We start from the raw sequence: 19,274 nt of genomic DNA, 5'->3' as shown, positions 1-19,274 counted from the left end.
ATCAAAAAAAAGAGCGTTTTGAATTTTTGAATATTACAATGACAGAATGTTTGCTTTTATCATTGTAATATTTGAAACTCCGTATCTTCTATGCATTAACACGGCAAAATTATTTGGTATTATGAACTGAGCCTTTGAATGCTCTATAATAATGACATGCTCATTTGCAATCCAGTTGCCTAAGCTTAGTGCTTGTAATGTTTTTTCAATCAACTCTGGATGAGTGTATGGAGGATCCAAAAAAATAAGCTCATACCGTTTGTTGGATCCCTGTAGTTTGCAAACGTCAAACAAAACACACTCGGCATTTGTGATATGAAGCTTCAGTAGGTTTTGTCGACACGTATTCAATGACTGATGATTATTATCGATAAAAGTGGCATAACGTGCTCCTCGGGATAGCGCCTCTATTCCAAAAGCTCCTGAACCTGCAAACAAGTCTAAAACATTAGCATTCATAAGGAAGTCGGCGTCAAGCTCTTTATGGCTTCCTATAATGTTAAATATTGCTTCTCGTACTCTTTCTGTTGTCGGTTTTAAAATTTGATACGAGTTTTTACCTCCACTAATTTGTTGATTTTTATATTTACCAGCTATAATGCGCATTGAATTGTGAAGTGTAATAATAAGTTAAGAATGCCGCAAAACTTGAGCGACCAGTAATTTTATGATATAAATCAAAACTATAGCAATAAATTAACCGCAATGTACACAAAAAAGTCAGGAGCTATATGAAATTAGAGTATTTAGAGCACCAATCGATAAGACAACCTCAGCAACTGGTGATACTGTTGCATGGATATGGTGCCAATGGTCATAACTTAATCTCATTAGCTTCATCATTTTCAAAAGCATTGCCAAATGCTCTTTTCATTGCACCACATGCTCCATTTCAACTAAGTGGATATCATCACGAAGCATTTCAATGGTTTGCTTTTGATCAGAATGATAAGCAGAGTATGGTCCATGGGTTGGAGGAGGCTGCTAGGATTCTATGCGACTTTATCGAGGATCGCATATCAGTCATGTCGTTAAAGCCACAGGATGTAGTTTTGATAGGTTTTTCTCAAGGCACTATGGTTGCTCTGCATGTGTTGTTATACAAAATGCCTGTACGTTGTGTGGTGGGATATTCAGGTATGTTGTTGTCACACTCCAGGCCTATTGTTGAGCACGCTAATGCCTCAAACGTTTTACTTATACATGGAGCGAAAGATTCGATAATACCTTCACATGCAATGTATGAAGCACAAGAAGCATTAGTAAAACTTGGCATAACTTGTGAGGCTGTGATCAGGCCCAATCTTGCTCACAGTATAGACAATGAAGGTCTAGCGAAAGCTGGATCATTTCTAGCTAACGTTTTTAAGGAATGAGCTCCATGAGGACTTTTGAAAGTGCTATAAAAGCTGTTCATAGATGGTGGGCCTCAATAGACTCTTTTGTGCTCATTGCTGTGTTGGTGATCATATCGATAGGGGCGATGCTGATAATTACATCCAGTCCACCGGTGGCAGAGAGATTGCGTCTACATTCATTTTATTTTGTGCACAGACAGTTGGTCTTTTTAGTGCTGGCTATGGTTATTATAGTCTCGCTGTCTTATTGTTCAGATAAAACGATTAAAAAATTAGCGCTGTCTGGATATGTATTGTTCCTCGTGTTGCTAGTAGTTGTGATGTGCTACGGCGATGAAACAAAAGGGGCAAAGCGTTGGATCAGCATTTTTGGTTTTTCGATACAGCCATCGGAATTTTTGAAGCCATTTTTTGCGGTCATTAGTGGATTGATACTATCAGAACGATATACTAGGTCAAGTATACCCGGTTTTACAACTTGTTCGCTGCTTTATCTGATGATTGTGTCGCTGTTGATCTTACAGCCAGATATAGGTATGACAATATCGTTTACTGTGACAATGATGAGCCAATTTTTTATTGCAGGTCTTCCAATGACCTGGATCTTGGTTGTAGTGCTCCTGAGTATAGTTGGAGGTGTTGGGGCGTATGTTTTGTTGCCACATGTTACAAAGCGCATAGATAGCTTTTTGAATCCACAAGAATACTCAAATTACCAAGTAACCAAATCGCTTGAGGCTTATATCAACGGTGGCCTATTTGGTCAAGGGCCTGGGGAAGGCGTTGTGAAGGCAACTTTACCGGATTCGCACACTGATTTTATATTTGCTGTTGCTAGTGAGGAGTTTGGTGCGGTATTTGCGGCCACCGTAGTGTTACTGTTTTTCTTTGTAGTGTGTAGGGGTTTTCTGAGGATTTCAAAGGAGACTGACCTATTTCACATATATTCTGTGACTGGTTTATTATCATGTTTTGCATTTCAAGCTTTATTTAACATTGGTGTCACGCTACACATTTTTCCAACTAAAGGGATGACGCTGCCTTTCATTAGTTACGGTGGCTCATCTGTGTTGTCATTTGCAATTACTATAGGCTTTTACCTCAGTTTGACCAGAAAACGATTTAATGGTGTTAGCTCGCTTGAGTTATATCAAAAACGTGATAAGCTTTTAGGTGCTATGGTTTACTCGCCAAATCACTAGCCGCATCACTAGATTTTGAACTGTATTGGTACTTTATAGTTATCATGGAAGTGAACATTTCTCCAAACTTGAAAGACGCAATAACGAGCTGGGCCTCATACATATTAAACGTGAAATGTTATTCGCAACACACCTACATTGCCTATACGAGGGACTTGATGTACTTTTTATCATTTATGTTAAAGCATCATGGTGTAGATGAGGTTGATGTTCAATTATTAGAAAAGCTGGACATTCAAGATTTTAGGGCATGGCTAGCGTATAGAAAGCAGCAAGGTGTCAAAAACATTTCTAACGTAAGAGCGCTCTCTACGATGCGGAATTTTTATAGGTATTTGAAAAAGCATGAAGTGCTTGATAACCAGAGCATATCGGGCGTTAGAATTCACCATGTTCGGAAGGCTCTGCCAAAAGCTCTAACGCCAGAATCAGCGATCGCGGCTCTTAGTACAATTGAGTCAATGCAGGTTAAGGATTGGGTTGGTGCGAGGGACAAGGCCATACTACATCTGTTGTATGGGGCAGGTCTTAGAATAGGAGAAGCTTTGTCGTTGAAGCTTTCGGATATTCCGGAATTTCCCAACATGAACCTATCTGTTGTAGGGAAGGGCAAGAAGAACAGAGTAGTTCCGCTGTTGCCGCAAGTATTAAATTCGATACTTGCCTACATGAAGATTGCTCCTCATAGTTCAAAGCAGGAGTTATTGTTTATAGGCTCAAGGGGGAAGGGTTTGCATCCTGATGTGTTTCGCAATACCATTAGAAAATTGCGTCAGTATTTAGGTCTACCACCATACACATCGCCACACGCTTTTCGTCATAGTTTTGCGACTCATTTACTTGGAAACGGTGGAGAGTTGAGAATAATACAAGAGCTTTTAGGACATGAAAGTTTGTCTTCAACTCAACGTTATACCAAAGTTGATATTGCAAGTTTGACCAGTGTATACCAATCCTGTCATCCCAGAGCCACCACAACAGAAGAGCAATAAGCGGATGTTGGTTTGCCCACTAAGATTTATTGAACGCAGTCTGTACTATTGGTCTCGTATTGGTGAACATACTCAAATTTGTTCCCATGATCTGATGCATTTGAAAGACTGCTAAAAGCTGTTCTTGTATGGCTTGAGTGTGTTTAATTTTGGTATCAAGATGCTTGGTCTCAGCTTCTAAGACATCTGTAATGGTCTTTGTACCAACTTTTGATTCCTCTATGGTGCCTTTTAATGCTATTTCACTAGCCTTCACAGCTTCAGCCATTGATGCGATAGTTGAATGGGATGAAGAATACTTAGTCCAGATTCCAACTGCGGCAGAGATAATGGCACTCTTTTGTGATTCTAAAGCAGCTTTTTGTTTACGTTCTCTGTGTTTGGCCTCCTTAATCTTGACATACTCAATACCACCTTGGTTAAACAGAGGCATGTTGACCTTGATCATATACGTGGTGCCATCCTGTTTGTACGGACTGTTTCTTTTGATATTGGTCGCGTTTACGTTAATGGCCCCTATTACCTTAGGTGCAAGTCCGCTATATGCCACTCTGGTGTTACCACGGGCAGATTCTATGGAGCTGGATAATGCTACAATACTTGCATTGTCTTTTAAACAAATCTGCATCAACTCATCAAGAGATGAAGGGATATAGACGCCACTAATATCGACTGGATCCATATTTTGAGGTGCCTTCTCACCTGTAATGCTTTCGTATGAAGCTTCTAAAGCTGTGATTTCACCGGATGAGACGTTTTTATTCGCTTTAGCAATTTCAAAAGAAGCCCTGGCTTGCGCTACTTCTGTGACCGTTGCTTCACCAACTTTAAATCTTGCTTCTACACCGTTCAGATGCTGTTGCATTGCTTCTTCGTTTTTCACGTGAAAATCATACACTGTTTTGATGACCACAAGCCTTTCATAGGCTTCCATGGCTTTAAACACTATCTCTTGAACTTGACTTTGATGATCTGACTGTACTGCTTTCAGGTGGTGTTTTGCTGCGTCTATTCTAAAAAGAGAAGCTCCACCCTCAAATAAGGCCTGGTATACTTCTAAGGATGTAGAGCGACGATCGCCACTGCTAGAATTTGGTAACACTTGAGGGACGTCGTAAGTTGTTCTGGTGTTGGCATTACTCAGGTTGATACTTGGTAGTAGTGTAGTATAGGCTTGCGCACGCTCCGTTTTCGCTATATTGACATTTTCCTTAGATGCTTTAATTCCATTATTATTAAGTTGTACGGCTTTGATAGCATCTTCAATATTGTAAGCGTTAACTTTGTATGGCGCACAGATCAAAACCATAACGATGGGCAACGCAGCTTTGTACAATACAGTTCTGTTCATATTCATCCTCTTTCTAAGTGATTTCGTAGCTTCATAAGTAAATCAGGCAAAGCGTGAGCAAACGTCGTAATATTACCTGCTCCTAAAAATATCACAATGTCGCCAGGCTCTGCAACACTATTTATTGTAGTAGCAAGATTTTCTTCTGGTGTGTCTATGAGGTGTGCTCCCTGTTTAGCATTGGTTTGAATAAACTCCACTAATGTTCTTGAATCAACACCATGTATAGGCTCTTCTCCTGCAGCATATACGTTCAGTATGTATATGTGGTCGGCGTCCTTAAAACAGTGGCTAAAATCGTACATTAATTGTTGAAGTCGAGAGTACCTATGGGGCTGCATCACAGCTATCACCTTACCTTGGCTTATTCGTGCTAAGTGTTTGGCGGCCTGAAGAGTTGCGATGATCTCAGCAGGGTGATGTGCGTAATCGTCAATAATAATGATGTCATCTACCATGCCAACTCTGGTAAACCTCCTTTTGACACCTTGAAAATTCTCAAACGCCTTTTGTATAAGGTTTGGGCTTAACGACAACTTTAATCCAACAGCAATTGCTGCCATTGCGTTCTGGACGTTATGCAAACCATATATGTTCGTCGTTATGTTTTGAATTATGTCGAAGTCAAGTTTCAGGCGTTCCTGTAGTGTTCTTGAAATAGACACATCAAAAATGACACCAGATTCTGTTTCTCTGATGTTGAAGCCTTTGATGTCTACGTCACCATTATGTATGCCATATGATATAATGCTTCTATCTACAACTTTTGTCCCAAGTCTGTAAACTTGCTCATGGTCATAGCACAATATAGCGCTTCCATAGAACGGTAATGTTTCTATAAATTGAAGATATGCTGTTATCACGTTTTCAAAGCTACCATAATAATCCAAATGTTCTGGATCGATATTAGTGATAACTTTCACAAACCCAGGCAATCTCAGAAAAGTACCGTCTGATTCGTCACCTTCTGCTACCAAGTACTCTCCAGTGCCGAGTCTGGCATTTGTCCCGATGCTGTTAATGATGCCGCCGTTAATCAGGGTAGGGCAAAGATTCGCAGTGTTCAGCAGCATTCCTATAAGTGAAGTAGTTGTGGTTTTGCCATGCGTACCAGAAACGACTATGCAATGTTTCAACCTCATGATCTCCGCAAGCATCTCTCCACGTTTCACAATTGTGATGTTGAGTTGTTTGGCTGCTATGAGTTCTGGATTGCTATCTTTAATAGCTGTGGATTTGACAAGGAGATTGACATTCTCAATATTTTTAGAGTCGTGACCTATGTATACTTTTATGCCTAAATCTTGAAGCTGTTGTGTGACGAATGAGGGCGATGAATCCGAGCCTTGAATGTTGTATCCAAGCTTAAACAAGATTTGGGCCATACCACCCATGCCAATTCCTCCGATACCTACGAAATGGATCGTGCCGATTTGAATTGGAGATATCTTGTATGAGGTAGCGCTAGTGGTATCGTTATTCATAGTACTAGTATTAAAGCTGTAAAGCGCCCAGTATAGCTTTAATTAGTTTGAAAAGCTATACATATCATAATATAAGATCTGGTTTACATAACAATCAATAACTCTTTAGGTTCAACAGGTTGTTGAACTTTTTATATCATACCAATTTCACAAAATAAATGTGTTGAAAGACGTTATGGGCAATTCTGTAGAGCTGCTGTTTCCACTTTGTTATTGCTGTGAAAGCGCTGATACGCTCATACATGTTAACACTTCAGCTTTTTCACGTAATTCTTTCGGAAGTGTCATGTTATTGACTAGTTGATGTGACTAATTGGCTTTCTGGGGTTGATTTTGAATGTAATAATGTGCTATTCAATACATGTATGCACTTCTTAATAACTCCAGTTATTGATTTGTACACATTGAATGTAATCTCCATCACATCAAAAGTAGGGCACTAAATAGCGATATGAATACACATAGTTTGCAACTCGCACAAAGAGTCAGTTTAATTAAGCCATCAGCAACACTAGCGATCACATCAAAAGCGATGAAACTGAAAGCAGAAGGGAAAGACATAATATCGTTAAGCATAGGGGAGCCGGATTTTGACACTCCTGACTTTATAAAACAGAAGGGAAAAGAAGCTATAGATGGTGGAAAAACAAAGTATACACCTGTTGACGGTATCATGGAATTGAAAGCAGCGATATGTCAGAAATTTAAAGCGGAGAACGATCTGGAATATGCTGTAGAGCAAATCACCGTAGGGTGTGGAGCTAAGCAAGTGATCTTTAACGCACTATTTGCGCTTGTTGATCCAGGGGATGAGGTCATAATCATAGCTCCTTACTGGGTATCATACAAAGAAATGGTCACTATAGCGGAGGGTAAGTCTATTTTTGTAGAATGCAAGATGGAGGATAACTTTAAGCTACGCCCAGAGGTATTGGAAGCGGCAATTACGGATCGAACGAAGTGTGTGATTTTAAATTCTCCAAACAATCCGACCGGGGCTGTCTATACCAAGGAAGAGTTGTGTGGCTTAGCGCAAGTTTTATTAAAGTATCCACACGTTTATATCATAGTCGACGATATCTACGAGCATTTGGTATACGATCAAATGGATTTTTATACTATTGCTCAAGTGGAGCCGTCGCTTAAAGATAGAGTATTCATGGTGAACGGTATGTCAAAAGGGTATGGTATGACGGGATGGAGGGTAGGTTATGGTGCTGGGGATCTAGAGATCATAAAGGCTATTAATACTATACAGTCGCAGATGACCTCTAATACTTGTTCTGTATCCCAATACGCCGCTTTAGAAGCATTGAAAGGTACAAAGCAACATATCAACCAAAATAAATCAATCTTTCAAAGCCGTAGAGATTTGGCTTTTGAAGCTTTAAAAGATATTCCTGGGATGAAGTGCACCAAGCCACAGGGGGCATTCTATATTTTTGCAGATTGTTCTGGCTTTTTTAAAAGAAAAGCTCAAAGCGGCAATATTATAGAAAATTCTACGGATTTCGCCATGTACCTGCTAGAATATGCGTCTGTTGCGGTTGTACAAGGAATAGAATTTGGCATGGAGGGATTCTTTCGAATTTCATATGCACTTTCTGAAGAAGACTTAAGAGAGGCCTGTAGGAGAATAAGAAATGCCTGTTCTCTTCTTACGTAACTTGTGGGATTTTTTGTACAACTCTAGAGATGTCTGATACCTCATCTATTGTTCCGATAAATCAGGTAAATCAATTGATTCCATTTAAAGTTGTCAAAACCAAAAAATGTCATTGATCATGTGTTAAGTTTTCTATAGTATACACTCTGTTTCAACTAAATCATTCTTAGTAGTAAGGGTAGTGTCATGTACTTTGAACGTCAGGAGCAATATGGGTCCGAGGGCCTGGTAATTACAAGGGAAAGTTTAGCCAAAACGATTAGTAGTCAAATTGACAGTAACGTCAATCGTTCTTATGAGATTGTTAATCAGATCATATCGTTTATGAGAGAATCGCTATACAGTGGCAAGCCAGTCAAGATATCTTTGTTTGGTGTTTTTACGGTACAAACCAAAAAAGAAATGTGTAGTGTGAATCCCAAGACGAGAGAAATGGTGAAGGTTCCTACCCGTAGAGTGCTGCGCTTTAAACCTTCTATGCATCTCAAGAGACAAATCAATAGAAAAGTTGTGTTATTCTCCCGTCCAGATGCCCCTCGTAGATAGCCACTGTCATCTAGACTTTAGTGAATTTCAGGGTGATATTCAGGTTGTGCTTCAGAATGCCAAGAATGATGGTTTAGTGGCCCTCCAAACCATCTGCACCAATCTTCAAAACTTTGCTCAGGTATATGAGATTACAAAGTTAGCACCATTTGTATACTGTTCTGTAGGTCAACATCCTGCCCAGCAGCTGAGCGCACTACCTGTGACAGCAAATACTATTATGGGGATGTGTGAAGCAGAGAAAGTGATAGGTATAGGTGAGGTAGGTTTGGATTATTATAATAGTCAGGTTGATACAGAGCTCCAGAAGACAAGGTTTGTTGAACACATTATTGCAGCTCAGGAGCTAAACATGCCTTTGATTATACACTCAAGAAATGCGGATGCTGATTTGATAGATATCTTAATAAAGCACAAAAAAAGAAAGGATTTTAGTGCGGTATTGCATTGTTTTGCTTCAACGGAAGAATTGGCATTAAAGGCGATAGAAATGGGGCTATACGTCTCTGCTTCTGGTATAGTGACATTTAAAAATGCTCAACAGTTGCAGAAAATATTTGCAAACATACCTTTGGAAAGGCTTTTGTTAGAAACAGATGCGCCATATCTATCACCTGTACCAATGAGGGGCAAACGAAACGAGCCTAGTTTTGTGAAGCATATCGCATCTTTTCTTGCAAATTTAAGGAATGAACCATACGATACAATCTGTAATGTAACTACAGATAACTTCTTTACTCTTTTTAACAAAGCTAGTGTTGCATAAGTTATGGTTATAACCAACAGATACGGTGTACAGAGAAAATAAGATGATCGAAGGTATACTGAATAGCATCAATAACGTTGCTGATCCTGTTGCAGCAAAGCAATCTAGAGAGATGCCACACAACATTAATGCGGAGCAAGGGTTGCTTGGTGCATTGTTAAATAACAACGAGTACTTCAATAAAATAGGGGACTTCCTATTACAGGAGCATTTCTACCTTCCGTTGCATGCAAAGATATATCAAAATATCATTCATTTGATTGATAGAAACTTGATAGCCAACCCTATTACTTTAAAAAGTCTTTTAGACCAGGACGAAACATTGAAGGAGCTTGGTGTGGGAGGCTTTGATTATCTGGTGAAGCTCTCTGCAGCGGCTACTTCAATCATCAACGTAGAGTCCTTTGCGAGGGTGATATACGAAACCGCAATCAGACGCATGTTGATACAGATTGGTGAAGACATAGTAAATGACTCATTTGAGGAAAATCTAAAAAAAGGAGCGGAAGCTCAAATTGAAGCGGCGGAGCAGAAACTATTTGAGCTCGCCATAAGGGGCACTTATAATAGCAGACTGTCACACATCAGAAACGTTCTGCACAATACTCTTCAGCAGTTGTCAACGGCAATGAAAAAGGGGCACAAAGTAAATGGTGTACCTACTGGTTTTGTTGAGCTTGATAACTACATTGGAGGTATGCATCCATCGGACTTGATTATAATAGCTGCAAGACCATCGATGGGTAAAACGTCACTTGCTGTAAACATTGGATTAAACGCAGCTGATAGATTGTTGGGTGAGTCCAAAGCAAGCAAAGAGAAGCCTAAGTCTGTTGGAATTTTCTCTTTGGAAATGTCTGCTGAGCAAATTGTGACTAGAATGCTGTCGATGAGAAGTAAGGTAAGAGGCACAAAAATCAGATTGTGTAGCATAGGGAAGGAGGACTTCGTTGCACTTTCAAGGGAAAGTAGCTATTTAAATGAGCTTCCCATATTTATAGACGACACTGCTGCACTTTCTATATCTGCTTTAAGGACCAAAGCCCGTAGGCTAAGAAGGCAACACAACTTAGGCTTGATAATTGTTGATTACCTACAGCTTATGACAAGTAAAGGCACTGCTGAGAATAGAGTAAACGAAATAGGGGAGATATCACAGGGTCTGAAGGCTATAGCGAAGGAGTTGGAAGTGCCTGTGATAGCTCTATCCCAATTATCTAGGGCGGTGGAGTCTAGGGAGGATAAAAAGCCGCAGTTGTCTGATCTAAGAGAGAGTGGTAACATTGAACAGGATGCCGATGTAGTCATGTTCATCTATAGGGAAGAGTACTATATGGAAAGAAAGAAGCCAAGTGAGGAAGAAAAGAGAAGAGAGTGGCAAACAAAACTAGAGCCAATAAAGAATATAGCTGAAATAATGATATCAAAGCAAAGAAACGGTCCTGTTGGTAGTGTCTTTCTAAGATTTGATTCTGATTTCACTTCATTTGCGAACTTGGATGTCAAACGTGTTGGAAATGAAGCATCTATATGATGAAATGGTTCATATATTAATTGAGGGATACAATGGTAGACAATTACAAGCATTACGAGAACGAGCAAACTGTTGAAGATAAAGATAATCTTGACATTTTAGAGCTCGTTGCAAATGAGACCGCTCGTGTTCAAGGAGAGGTAGCGAATGTCTTAATTCAGAACGCAAACAAGATAGGTGCACACTTGAAAGAGATGCATGGTCTTTTTACGCATGGCAATGGTGCAAACGAGAATTTACAACAGAAGGTTGTGCAGATAGAAAAGGACGTGAAGGAGATGCATGAACTGCTCATTCGTGAGCAAGCTGACAAGGATGGTATACGCAGTAGGGCTCTCCAGCTAGAACAGGATTTAAAGGATGTGCGTGAGTCTCTTCTTCGTGAAAAAGCTGAGAACGAGAACGTACGAAAAAGAGCGGCAAGGGAGCTGGATGAGGCGAAAAAATATGCTGTGACTAACTTTGCGAGGGACCTAATTGATGTACTGGAAAATATGTATCGTGCGCTGGAGAGTGTTAGGGTTGAGGGTACTGAAGCTGTACCAATGCTCAGGGCAGTTGTTGACGGTATTGAATTAACAAAAAATACGCTTACAAACATATTTCAAAAGTATGATATCAGTCGGATATATCCTATGCATCAACTGTTTGATCACAATGTGCATCAAGCGGTACTACAGGTCGACACATCTGAGCATCCTGAAGGAACTGTAGTCCAGGTGATACGGGCTGGGTACACAATCAAAGATAGGCTGCTGTCTCCTGCGCTTGTGGCGATCGCAAAGCGTTCGTCAAGCTGATGTGCGTACGGTTATTGCTTGCTGTAGCGTTCGTACAGGGCGATAGCCACGGATGTTGATAAATTTAGGCTTTCCATTTTGGACGAGATTTTGATTTTGCTCAAAATGTCACAATTGTCTCTTGTGAGCCTTCTCATTCCTTCCCCTTCATTACCAAAGACCAATCCTACCTTTTCAAATTGATGCAGTGTTGTAATGTCAGCATTACAATGTGCATCTAGCCCTATGATCCAAAAACCATGTTCTTTTAATTGGATGATAGCGTTGCTTAAGTTGCTGACTGTAACGAGTGGTACCAATTCCAAGGCACCAGATGCTACCTTTGCAACAGTACCGCTATCATTTGCAGAGTTATCTTTTGGGACTATTATAGCATCGGATTCAAAAGCTAGAGCGGTTCTAAGGACTGCACCAAGGTTCTGAGGATCATTGACTTGATCGAGAAGTATGATAGTTGAACGCTTATTTTGCAAAGTATCTAGGAGATCGCTAAGTTTAGGCTGTGCAAGGCTTGTAACTCTTAGTGCTATGCACCTACTTCCCTCAGAGTTTGGGAATATTTGAGCAAATTCCCGAGTAGATACCAGGTTCGTCCTGAGATTAGGACGTATTCTTGATAATTGGATGGTATTTTGAAGGTCACTCATTACGTTCTGTGTGATCCACAGCTCTTTGCATCCTCTCTTTGTATTGAGTAAAGCTGCGGTTACAGCATGCTTACCGTATATTACGTACTCTGCTGATGGATTCTGACTCTGAGTCTTATTCTTACAACTGAGTCTCACCATTGTTTTTTTTGAGTCGCTCATGTTCGTTCCTCAATTTGGTATCACCTGCTTTGAGATTTACCGTTTGTTAACTGTACTTGAATTGGGCCTTTAAAGATCAACGTGCGAGAGCCAGCTGGAATATCTAGCTTACCTGCCTTTAATGTGCCGCCATTCCATTTTAAAGTGACGCCTGACTGAGTGTATAGAGCTGATCTGACGCAATCAATGGTGACCTTTTCGGTTGTAACAACGTAACCATCATCTCCGGAAAGTCTGACATTACCGGACAAATCAACTACATTTGAATTGATTTTGGTTTCTCCAACGTCGCTTGATATTGAATATACCCTGTGGGGGTTTTCAAATCCTATATACCCCATGATTTTATACAATTTCATTTGGTTTTGATCTAGGTGTACAGCGTACTCTGCGGTGACCTCGTATGGACGTCCTCTTATGTCTCTACCGTAGAGTCTTGGGGATGTCACTTTGTTTTCAATGGATTGTACGACTTCACCTTGCTCTATACCAACTCTATCAGGAGTACTGTAAAACAACGGTATTACAAAAACGTGTGACAATGTGAGTAACAACAGGCCAATTAACAAAAGTTTGCTACATTGAACGACTATGCTGTATTTTTTGCTGGCCATTTATTTGCTGACAGTATAGGTGGATTTATGATACTTGTTTAACACTTAAGTATTCAAATCAAAAATATAGCATATTTCATTTTTTATGAAAATGCTTTCTATTGTATCAGACCAAATCTTGATTTGTACACATCGCGTGATAATCCAGAGCTTTCCCTTTGTCATCACCGCTTCTCCTTTGTCGCTCAGCCCCCCTCTTTTGCCACTTCTGTACTACTCCTTTGCTACTCCCGCACCTCTCTCTTTTGGCATTCTGGGACATTCCTTTATCACTCCCACTCCCTCCTCTGTCATCGCCGCCCCTTTTTTGTAATGCCCGCTCTCCCTTTTCCAGCAACTTAACAGACAACTTCTGTGCGAATTCTGTTCGTTCCAATTAACTTGCTGATAGTCTCTGAAGTACCAAGGCTTTGAAATAAAAAAGTGGTGTTGACATTTTAGATGTCTTAGTGTGCAATGTGAGTGTTCGGAAGTAGTAAACTTAACACTGTAATGTTAGCGCTATGAGGAAGTTGTTAGTTGCAAACTGGAAAATGAGTTCTGGGTTGTCCGTTTTGGAAAAGTTGGCGGATGAAATCGTCGGTATTTCGTTGCGTAAAAACGTTAGAAGTGTGATTTGTCCATCATTTCCTTACCTACATGCTATCAATCAAGTGATAGAGGGGAGCTCTGTATTTCTAGGAGCTCAGGACTGTTCAATGCATAATGCACCAAGTCACACAGGAGATGTAAGTGCTGCAATGTTGAGGGAAAGTGGCTGTAAATACGTTATTTTAGGGCACTCGGAAAGAAAGCGAAGCTATAACGAAACAAGTGGTCATATCGCTTCTAAATTGAGAATGGTACTGGACGAGGGGTTGCATCCCATTGTATGTGTAGGTGAGAGTATGGAAGACAGGAAAGAAGGCAAAACTCTCAGTGTAATTATGGAACAAATTAGTGAGGCTGCAATACAGGGTGTAAGGAAGATGACAGTAGCATACGAGCCGGTGTGGTCCATAGGAACAGGTGTGATTCCTACGGTTGATGACGTAGAAGAGGTTGTCAAGCATATAGAGCATCTAGTCGGTGGAGATGTGTCGGTCTTGTACGGAGGGTCTGTAAATGCACACAACTGCCACGAGCTGATGAAATGCAACAGAATAGGGGGCTTTCTAGTTGGTAAGGCATCACTGAACTTTGAAAGCTTTAAGGAAATATACGCATCATTAGCGCTTGCTATGTGATCGTCTGGATCTTGACGTAAATCTGAATACACATACACTGGCTGTCGTATATTGTATACCCTACTTGCAATATTCTGAGAATAGTGTAACATAGCTAGTAGTGTAGAAACCAAAGTTTATATATGTACATTAAAGAAGGTGAGCTAGCTCCAGATTTTACCTTACCAGTTGCCGATGGTGCTACTGTATCTCTGTCGGGCTTCAGAGGCAGGAATGTCGTCCTATATTTTTATCCAAAGGACAATACTCCGGGTTGCACTCTTGAAGCGAAGGATTTTAGAGATCTAATGGATGAATTTGCTAGGTATGATACGGAAGTCATTGGTATCTCTAAAGACTCTGTCAAAAGTCATATACAGTTTGCAAACAAGTGTACGCTACCTTTTTTGTTGGCATCTGATTCTGAGTCGGATGTATGTGAGCGCTACGGAGTATACCAGGAGAAAAGCTTTATGGGCAAAAAGTACAATGGTATAGTTAGAACGACTTTCTTAATAGATAGGACTGGTTTGGTTCAGAAAGTATGGCCGAACGTTTCAATTACGGGACATGCCCAGGATGTACTGAACGCAGCACGCAATTTATAGATGTAAGCATAAAATTATGAAAGTTGTAACGTTTTTCAGTAAAGGGCAGGGCGACTCTTTTGAAAAGATGCTTGAGGTTCCTGAAGACTTTTCCTTGGTTGCTATGTTTTTTGGGCCGCTGTGGATGTTATACCACAGAATGTGGAAGCAGTTATTGTGTTTCCTAGTCCTGTTGTTGGTAATTAATTCCTTGGGGCTATGTAATCGTTCTGCATCGATATTTGCTGTGATGTTATCGCTGTACATAGGATTATCTGCACATACTTGGCTGCAGCAAAAATACCTCAGGATGGGCTACAAGCTTAAAGATGTGGTGGTCGCTAAAACATTGGACGAAGCTCGTTTAAAATTTTTAACGAATAATAATTTAGTATAGCAAAATGTTGTAATGAGTATCAAAATTTTTGAAATACCATTTACTTACACAGAAAATTGACTTCTACTACTTGAAAATGTATTATGAAGTAACTATCTGCATCACTTATACATAGTACAACATTCAAGTCGGTTATTGTGCTAGAAACAAATTTTATGAAGAAGACATAGTATGGTTACCAGTAATATTACAGAACACAATCCCTTGAAGCTGACCCTAGCAAAGTGCAAATTAATGTTTAAATACGTTTTAGTATTTGGATGTATTTTAAACATGCTGATGTTGGCGACGCCAATATACTCAATGCAGGTGCTGGATAGAGTTATATCTAGCGGTAACCTTGATACTTTATTTATGTTGACGCTAGTTATAGGCCTTGCGCTTGGCTTGATGTCACTTTTGCAGGCTGCACGTTCTTTTGCCATGTTACAGATGGGAGCGTGGATAGAAAAGCAGCTATCAGAGGGTGTATTTAGCTGCTCTGTGAGAATGTCGCTTGAGTCAAAGGTGAACATTGGAAGCCAGCAGCTTAGGGATTTGCAGACCATTAAGACATACATGACTAGCCTACCCTTGTTGACCATTCTTGATACTCCATGGGCTATAATATTTATCATCGCTCTCTTTATCATACACATATACATGGGTGCACTTGCTGTTATTGGAGGTGTCATATTGGTTGGCTTTGCTATACTGTCTGACAGGCTTACAAAGCCTCTACATGATGCCAACAATGAGGGCTTTATTAAGAGCATGAAGCATGTGGACCAGGCCACCAGGAATGCGGAAGTGATAGAGGTGATGGGATTCCTCAATAACATTATCAAAAGCTGGCAGAAGGTGAACACGCATGTACAAGGTGTACAAGCTTTAGTTGGAAAGCGCCAGAGTGTTTTGACGGAGATTACAAAGTTCATTAGAATGTTTTTGCAGGTGCTGGTTACAGGTATAGGTGCGTACCTTGTTATCAACAATGAGATGTCAACTGGTGCTATCATAGCTAGCTCCTCATTGATAGGTAGGGCGCTTGCTCCATTTGAGCAGGCAATAGCTTCATGGAAAGGTTTTGTAAACTGCAGGAAGGCCTATGAGCGCTTAAGCAAGTCATATGAGGTTACGGAGAAGGTTGAGAACAGAATGGAATTACCTGCTCCTGAGGGTAAGATAGACGTAGAGAACCTGTATTTTGCACCACAAGGTGTTCAAAAGCACATTGTTAAGGGTGTCAACTTTTCATTAGGAGCTGGCGAGATGTTGGCGATTATAGGTCCAAGTGGTTCTGGAAAGACGACGTTAGCAAAGCTGGTGGTAGGAGGGCTACAGCCGTCGTTGGGTGTGGTGAGAGTAGATGATGCTAGCTTAAAGGATTGGAAGAGAAATCAACTAGGGCAGTACATTGGGTACCTACCACAGGATATTGAATTGTTTGGTGGAACGGTGAAGGACAACATTGCCAGGATGGATGCGGATGCGTCATCTGAAGATGTTGTGATAGCGGCTCAGATAGCGGGTATACATGAGATGATACTGCAACTACCAAAAGGGTACGACACAGAGATAGGGTATGATGGTTCTGTGTTGTCTGGAGGACAGAAGCAAAGGTTGGCGTTGGCAAGGGCCTTTTACGGAGATCCAAAGATTTTAGTACTGGATGAACCAAACTCCAATCTTGACAGCTCTGGTGAGGTTGCACTTAGTACGGCGCTATCAGTAGCGAAGGAAAGGAAGATGACGTGTATTTTGATATCACATAGGAGTAGCATATTGAGCATAGTTGATAAGATTATGGTGCTGAGAGATGGAGGTATGGTGACGATGGGTAAGAGGGACGAAGTATTATCGCAACTAAATAAAACACAGCAGGTGATATAACAATGACAGGAATAGAATTAAAAGACGTTACGCCGAAGAGTTCTGAAGAAGGAAGTGTATCTAGGTGTGGGAAAGAGTGGTGTGCTACAACATGTAGCGTTGCGAAAGGTTACATAGGTTGGTTGCGGACTCTTTACAATGATGTGAGAAGTTTCATGTCATCATGCGACGTGGATGGAATAGTTGCTCAGATGAAGGGTTTTGAAGAGCTAAGTGAAATGATTAAAAAGCCGATAAGGTTTGCGCTTGTGACGATACTGATAGCGTTTATGGTGTTTGTGGTGTGGGGAGGACTGGCACCATTGGATAGTGCGGTTATAGCGCACGGTTCGGTAGTACTGAGTGAGAACAGAAAGACGATACAACACAAGGAAGGAGGTGTGATAGAGAAGATACTAGTGAGGGACGGAGAGAGTGTAAGAGCTGGTCAGGAATTGATGGTGCTAAGCGATAAGGCTGCGAAGGCGAAGGTGGAGCAGTCGTTGAGTCAGCTAAGGATTTGGAAGGCAGTGGAGGTAAGGTTGCTGGGAGAACAATTGGGAGCAAAGGAGCTTGAGTTTAAGGGTGAGCTATTTGACATGAGTGTTCCAGAAGTATTGCAAATGATACAGAACCAGAGGTTATTGTTTGAAGCGAAGATGAGATTTTTAAATGGGAAGATAGAAGCTGAGAAGAAGGAGATAGAAAGGTTCAAGGCGCTTGCGGGTTCCCATAGGGAGACGTTGAAGGCGCTGGAATCACAGTATAGGCTACTAAAGGAGCAGGTTGAGGATGCGGAGGAATTGTACAAGGAAGGGCATGTAAGGAAGAGTGACTTGTTTCAGTATCGAAGAGCGTTAGAGGATATGGAAGGTAGAATATCGGACATTAAAGGAAGGATAGAAGAGTACGAAGCATTGAAGCTAACGAAAGAGATAGAGAGGTTCAACTGGGAGCACAGGCACAATGAGGAATTGAACAGAGAGCTGAGAGAGGCGCACGAGAAGGTGCTGTACTTTGAAGAGGAATACGAAGCATCAAAGGATATCTTGGAGAGGACGGTGATAAAGTCACCAAGTGATGGTATAGTAGCACACATGAAATACCATACGGTAGGAGGTGTGATACATCCAGCGACACCATTGATGGAGATAATACCGCAGGATGATGAGCTATTAGCGGAGGTACAAGTATTACCGAAAGACATAGAGAGCGTACATCCTGGATTATTGGTGAGGATACAGTTAAGTGCATATAAGACGAGATTGGTGCCAAGAGTAGAGGGGAGGGTTGTGTATGTGTCAGCGGATAAGCATTATGACGAGAGATTGCATCCATCGCAGCAGCCGTACATAGTGAGGGTTAGCTTTGATCAAAGTGAGCTGGAAAGGATCAACTATGATATGAAGTTAAGTCCAGGGATGCCGGTAGATGTGTTTATAGTGAAGGGAGAAAGAACCTTCCTACAATACATGCTTAGTCCTATCATAGACAGCTTCCACAAAGCCTTCAAAGAAGCTTAACAACTGCGCTTGTAATTGCAGTTGATATTGGAAGAGCAGAGCGCTTAAAAGGACGGGACACTGCAGTGACACGGAGAGCAATACGTTCGTTGCGAGAGGCACTACAACAGGTGATAATTATACCAAATTTCAGATTAAATCAGGCAAATGGATTTGAGGATGAGGCTGCGTAAGGGTATTGTAAATACGTGGGCAGAGCCGAGTTTCACAAAATCCGTTTTGAATCATTTAAAAATGAGAATTGGTATCAGAGATTTTCCGTGAAGTACTTGTTAAATTTCCCAGGTTCACCATTGTGTGCTTCTGCATCCTTTTTAGGCAGCTTCTTGTCTGATATTCTTGGCCATATCTTGGCATGTTTAGCGTTAAGCTCCATCCAATCAATCAGTGCTGGAGACTCAGCTGAGATAGCTTCAGCAGGACATTCAGCAACACATACTCCGCAATCTATACACTCATCTGGATTGATTACAAGCATGTTTTCACCTTCGTGAAAGCAGTTTACAGGACACACTTCTACGCAGTCTGTGAATTTGCACTTGATACAGTTTTCAGTCACAACGTGTGTCATAGTATTAATCGGTATGTT

The 19,274-nt window shown here is 40.9% G+C and carries 20 protein-coding genes; 13 read left to right on the top strand and 7 right to left on the bottom strand.

The annotated features are described in order from the left end of the window. Positions 1–33: 33 nt before the first annotated feature. Positions 34–606, bottom strand: a complete 573-nt coding sequence (gene rsmD, locus EDM53_RS00180; RefSeq protein WP_130121257.1) for a 16S rRNA (guanine(966)-N(2))-methyltransferase RsmD — start codon at positions 604–606, stop codon at positions 34–36. A 125-nt stretch (positions 607–731) separates the two neighbouring features. Between rsmD and EDM53_RS00175 the strand changes: the two genes are divergently transcribed. The 3 genes from EDM53_RS00175 to EDM53_RS00165 are packed head-to-tail and all read left to right on the top strand — an operon-like array spanning position 732 to position 3,552. Then, positions 732–1,376, top strand: a complete 645-nt coding sequence (locus EDM53_RS00175) for an alpha/beta hydrolase (RefSeq protein ID WP_130121255.1) — start codon at positions 732–734, stop codon at positions 1,374–1,376. 5 nt (positions 1,377–1,381) lie between these two features. Next, a complete protein-coding gene (locus tag EDM53_RS00170; RefSeq protein WP_165379489.1) occupies positions 1,382–2,560 on the top strand; it encodes an FtsW/RodA/SpoVE family cell cycle protein in 1,179 nt (392 codons plus the stop codon). A 44-nt stretch (positions 2,561–2,604) separates the two neighbouring features. Next, positions 2,605–3,552, top strand: coding sequence for a tyrosine recombinase XerC (locus EDM53_RS00165; protein WP_130121251.1), 948 nt, complete (start codon positions 2,605–2,607; stop codon positions 3,550–3,552). Between the two features lie 19 nt (positions 3,553–3,571). Here EDM53_RS00165 and EDM53_RS00160 read toward each other — a convergent pair whose 3' ends face one another. Together EDM53_RS00160 and murC are read right to left on the bottom strand one after the other, a co-directional pair. After that, positions 3,572–4,903: a TolC family protein gene (locus EDM53_RS00160; protein WP_165379487.1), complete on the bottom strand. Its 1,332-nt coding sequence runs from the start codon at positions 4,901–4,903 to the stop codon at positions 3,572–3,574. 2 nt (positions 4,904–4,905) lie between these two features. Further along, complete coding sequence (gene murC / locus EDM53_RS00155; protein ID WP_130121247.1) at positions 4,906–6,387, bottom strand: UDP-N-acetylmuramate--L-alanine ligase; 1,482 nt, start codon at positions 6,385–6,387, stop codon at positions 4,906–4,908. Positions 6,388–6,838: 451 nt separating this feature from the next. Between murC and EDM53_RS00150 the strand changes: the two genes are divergently transcribed. The 5 genes from EDM53_RS00150 (at position 6,839) to EDM53_RS00130 (ending at position 11,699) form a co-directional block, all read left to right on the top strand. Continuing rightward, a complete protein-coding gene (locus EDM53_RS00150) occupies positions 6,839–8,053 on the top strand; it encodes a pyridoxal phosphate-dependent aminotransferase (protein WP_130121245.1) in 1,215 nt (404 codons plus the stop codon). 186 nt (positions 8,054–8,239) lie between these two features. Then, positions 8,240–8,599, top strand: coding sequence for an HU family DNA-binding protein (locus EDM53_RS00145; protein ID WP_130121243.1), 360 nt, complete (start codon positions 8,240–8,242; stop codon positions 8,597–8,599). Next, positions 8,583–9,365 (top strand): TatD family hydrolase, encoded by a 783-nt coding sequence (locus tag EDM53_RS00140; RefSeq protein WP_130121241.1) that lies wholly within the window; start codon positions 8,583–8,585, stop codon positions 9,363–9,365. Before EDM53_RS00145 ends, EDM53_RS00140 begins: the two co-directional genes overlap by 17 nt. 43 nt (positions 9,366–9,408) lie before the next feature. Continuing rightward, a complete protein-coding gene (locus tag EDM53_RS00135) occupies positions 9,409–10,899 on the top strand; it encodes a replicative DNA helicase (RefSeq protein ID WP_130121239.1) in 1,491 nt (496 codons plus the stop codon). A 32-nt stretch (positions 10,900–10,931) separates the two neighbouring features. Then, positions 10,932–11,699 carry a nucleotide exchange factor GrpE gene (locus EDM53_RS00130; protein WP_130121237.1) on the top strand — a complete coding sequence of 256 codons (768 nt, stop codon included), beginning with the start codon at positions 10,932–10,934 and terminating at the stop codon, positions 11,697–11,699. Between the two features lie 11 nt (positions 11,700–11,710). On the opposite strand, the gene rlmB is transcribed toward EDM53_RS00130, so the two are convergent. The 3 genes from rlmB to EDM53_RS00115 all read right to left on the bottom strand — a co-directional run bounded on the left by rlmB (position 11,711) and on the right by EDM53_RS00115 (position 13,498). Continuing rightward, positions 11,711–12,508 carry a 23S rRNA (guanosine(2251)-2'-O)-methyltransferase RlmB gene (rlmB, locus tag EDM53_RS00125; RefSeq protein WP_130121235.1) on the bottom strand — a complete coding sequence of 266 codons (798 nt, stop codon included), beginning with the start codon at positions 12,506–12,508 and terminating at the stop codon, positions 11,711–11,713. 20 nt (positions 12,509–12,528) lie between these two features. Further along, positions 12,529–13,122, bottom strand: a complete 594-nt coding sequence (gene lptC, locus EDM53_RS00120) for an LPS export ABC transporter periplasmic protein LptC (RefSeq protein WP_130121233.1) — start codon at positions 13,120–13,122, stop codon at positions 12,529–12,531. A gap of 106 nt (positions 13,123–13,228) precedes the next feature. Continuing rightward, positions 13,229–13,498 (bottom strand): hypothetical protein, encoded by a 270-nt coding sequence (locus tag EDM53_RS00115; protein ID WP_130121231.1) that lies wholly within the window; start codon positions 13,496–13,498, stop codon positions 13,229–13,231. Positions 13,499–13,625: 127 nt separating this feature from the next. Between EDM53_RS00115 and tpiA the strand changes: the two genes are divergently transcribed. The 5 genes from tpiA (at position 13,626) to EDM53_RS00090 (ending at position 18,685) form a co-directional block, all read left to right on the top strand. Then, complete coding sequence (tpiA, locus tag EDM53_RS00110; RefSeq protein ID WP_130121229.1) at positions 13,626–14,348, top strand: triose-phosphate isomerase; 723 nt, start codon at positions 13,626–13,628, stop codon at positions 14,346–14,348. Between the two features lie 122 nt (positions 14,349–14,470). Next, entirely contained in the window at positions 14,471–14,935 is a 465-nt protein-coding gene (gene bcp / locus EDM53_RS00105; RefSeq protein ID WP_130121227.1) for a thioredoxin-dependent thiol peroxidase, read from the top strand. Between the two features lie 16 nt (positions 14,936–14,951). After that, entirely contained in the window at positions 14,952–15,311 is a 360-nt protein-coding gene (locus EDM53_RS00100) for a DUF2628 domain-containing protein (protein ID WP_130121225.1), read from the top strand. A 171-nt stretch (positions 15,312–15,482) separates the two neighbouring features. Continuing rightward, positions 15,483–17,183, top strand: coding sequence for a type I secretion system permease/ATPase (locus tag EDM53_RS00095; protein WP_130121223.1), 1,701 nt, complete (start codon positions 15,483–15,485; stop codon positions 17,181–17,183). A gap of 2 nt (positions 17,184–17,185) precedes the next feature. After that, positions 17,186–18,685 carry an HlyD family type I secretion periplasmic adaptor subunit gene (locus tag EDM53_RS00090; protein WP_130121221.1) on the top strand — a complete coding sequence of 500 codons (1,500 nt, stop codon included), beginning with the start codon at positions 17,186–17,188 and terminating at the stop codon, positions 18,683–18,685. A 247-nt stretch (positions 18,686–18,932) separates the two neighbouring features. Here the strand turns inward: EDM53_RS00090 and fdxA are convergent, their stop codons facing one another. Beyond that, a complete protein-coding gene (gene fdxA, locus EDM53_RS00085; RefSeq protein ID WP_130121219.1) occupies positions 18,933–19,256 on the bottom strand; it encodes a ferredoxin FdxA in 324 nt (107 codons plus the stop codon). Positions 19,257–19,274 lie beyond the last annotated feature (18 nt).

The sequence above is a fragment of the Rickettsiales endosymbiont of Peranema trichophorum genome (assembly GCF_004210275.1).
Taxonomy (GTDB): domain Bacteria; phylum Pseudomonadota; class Alphaproteobacteria; order Rickettsiales; family Midichloriaceae; genus RICK02.
The sequence above is the reverse complement of the archived record's forward strand: the minus strand, read 5'-3'. Positions and strand labels throughout refer to the sequence as shown.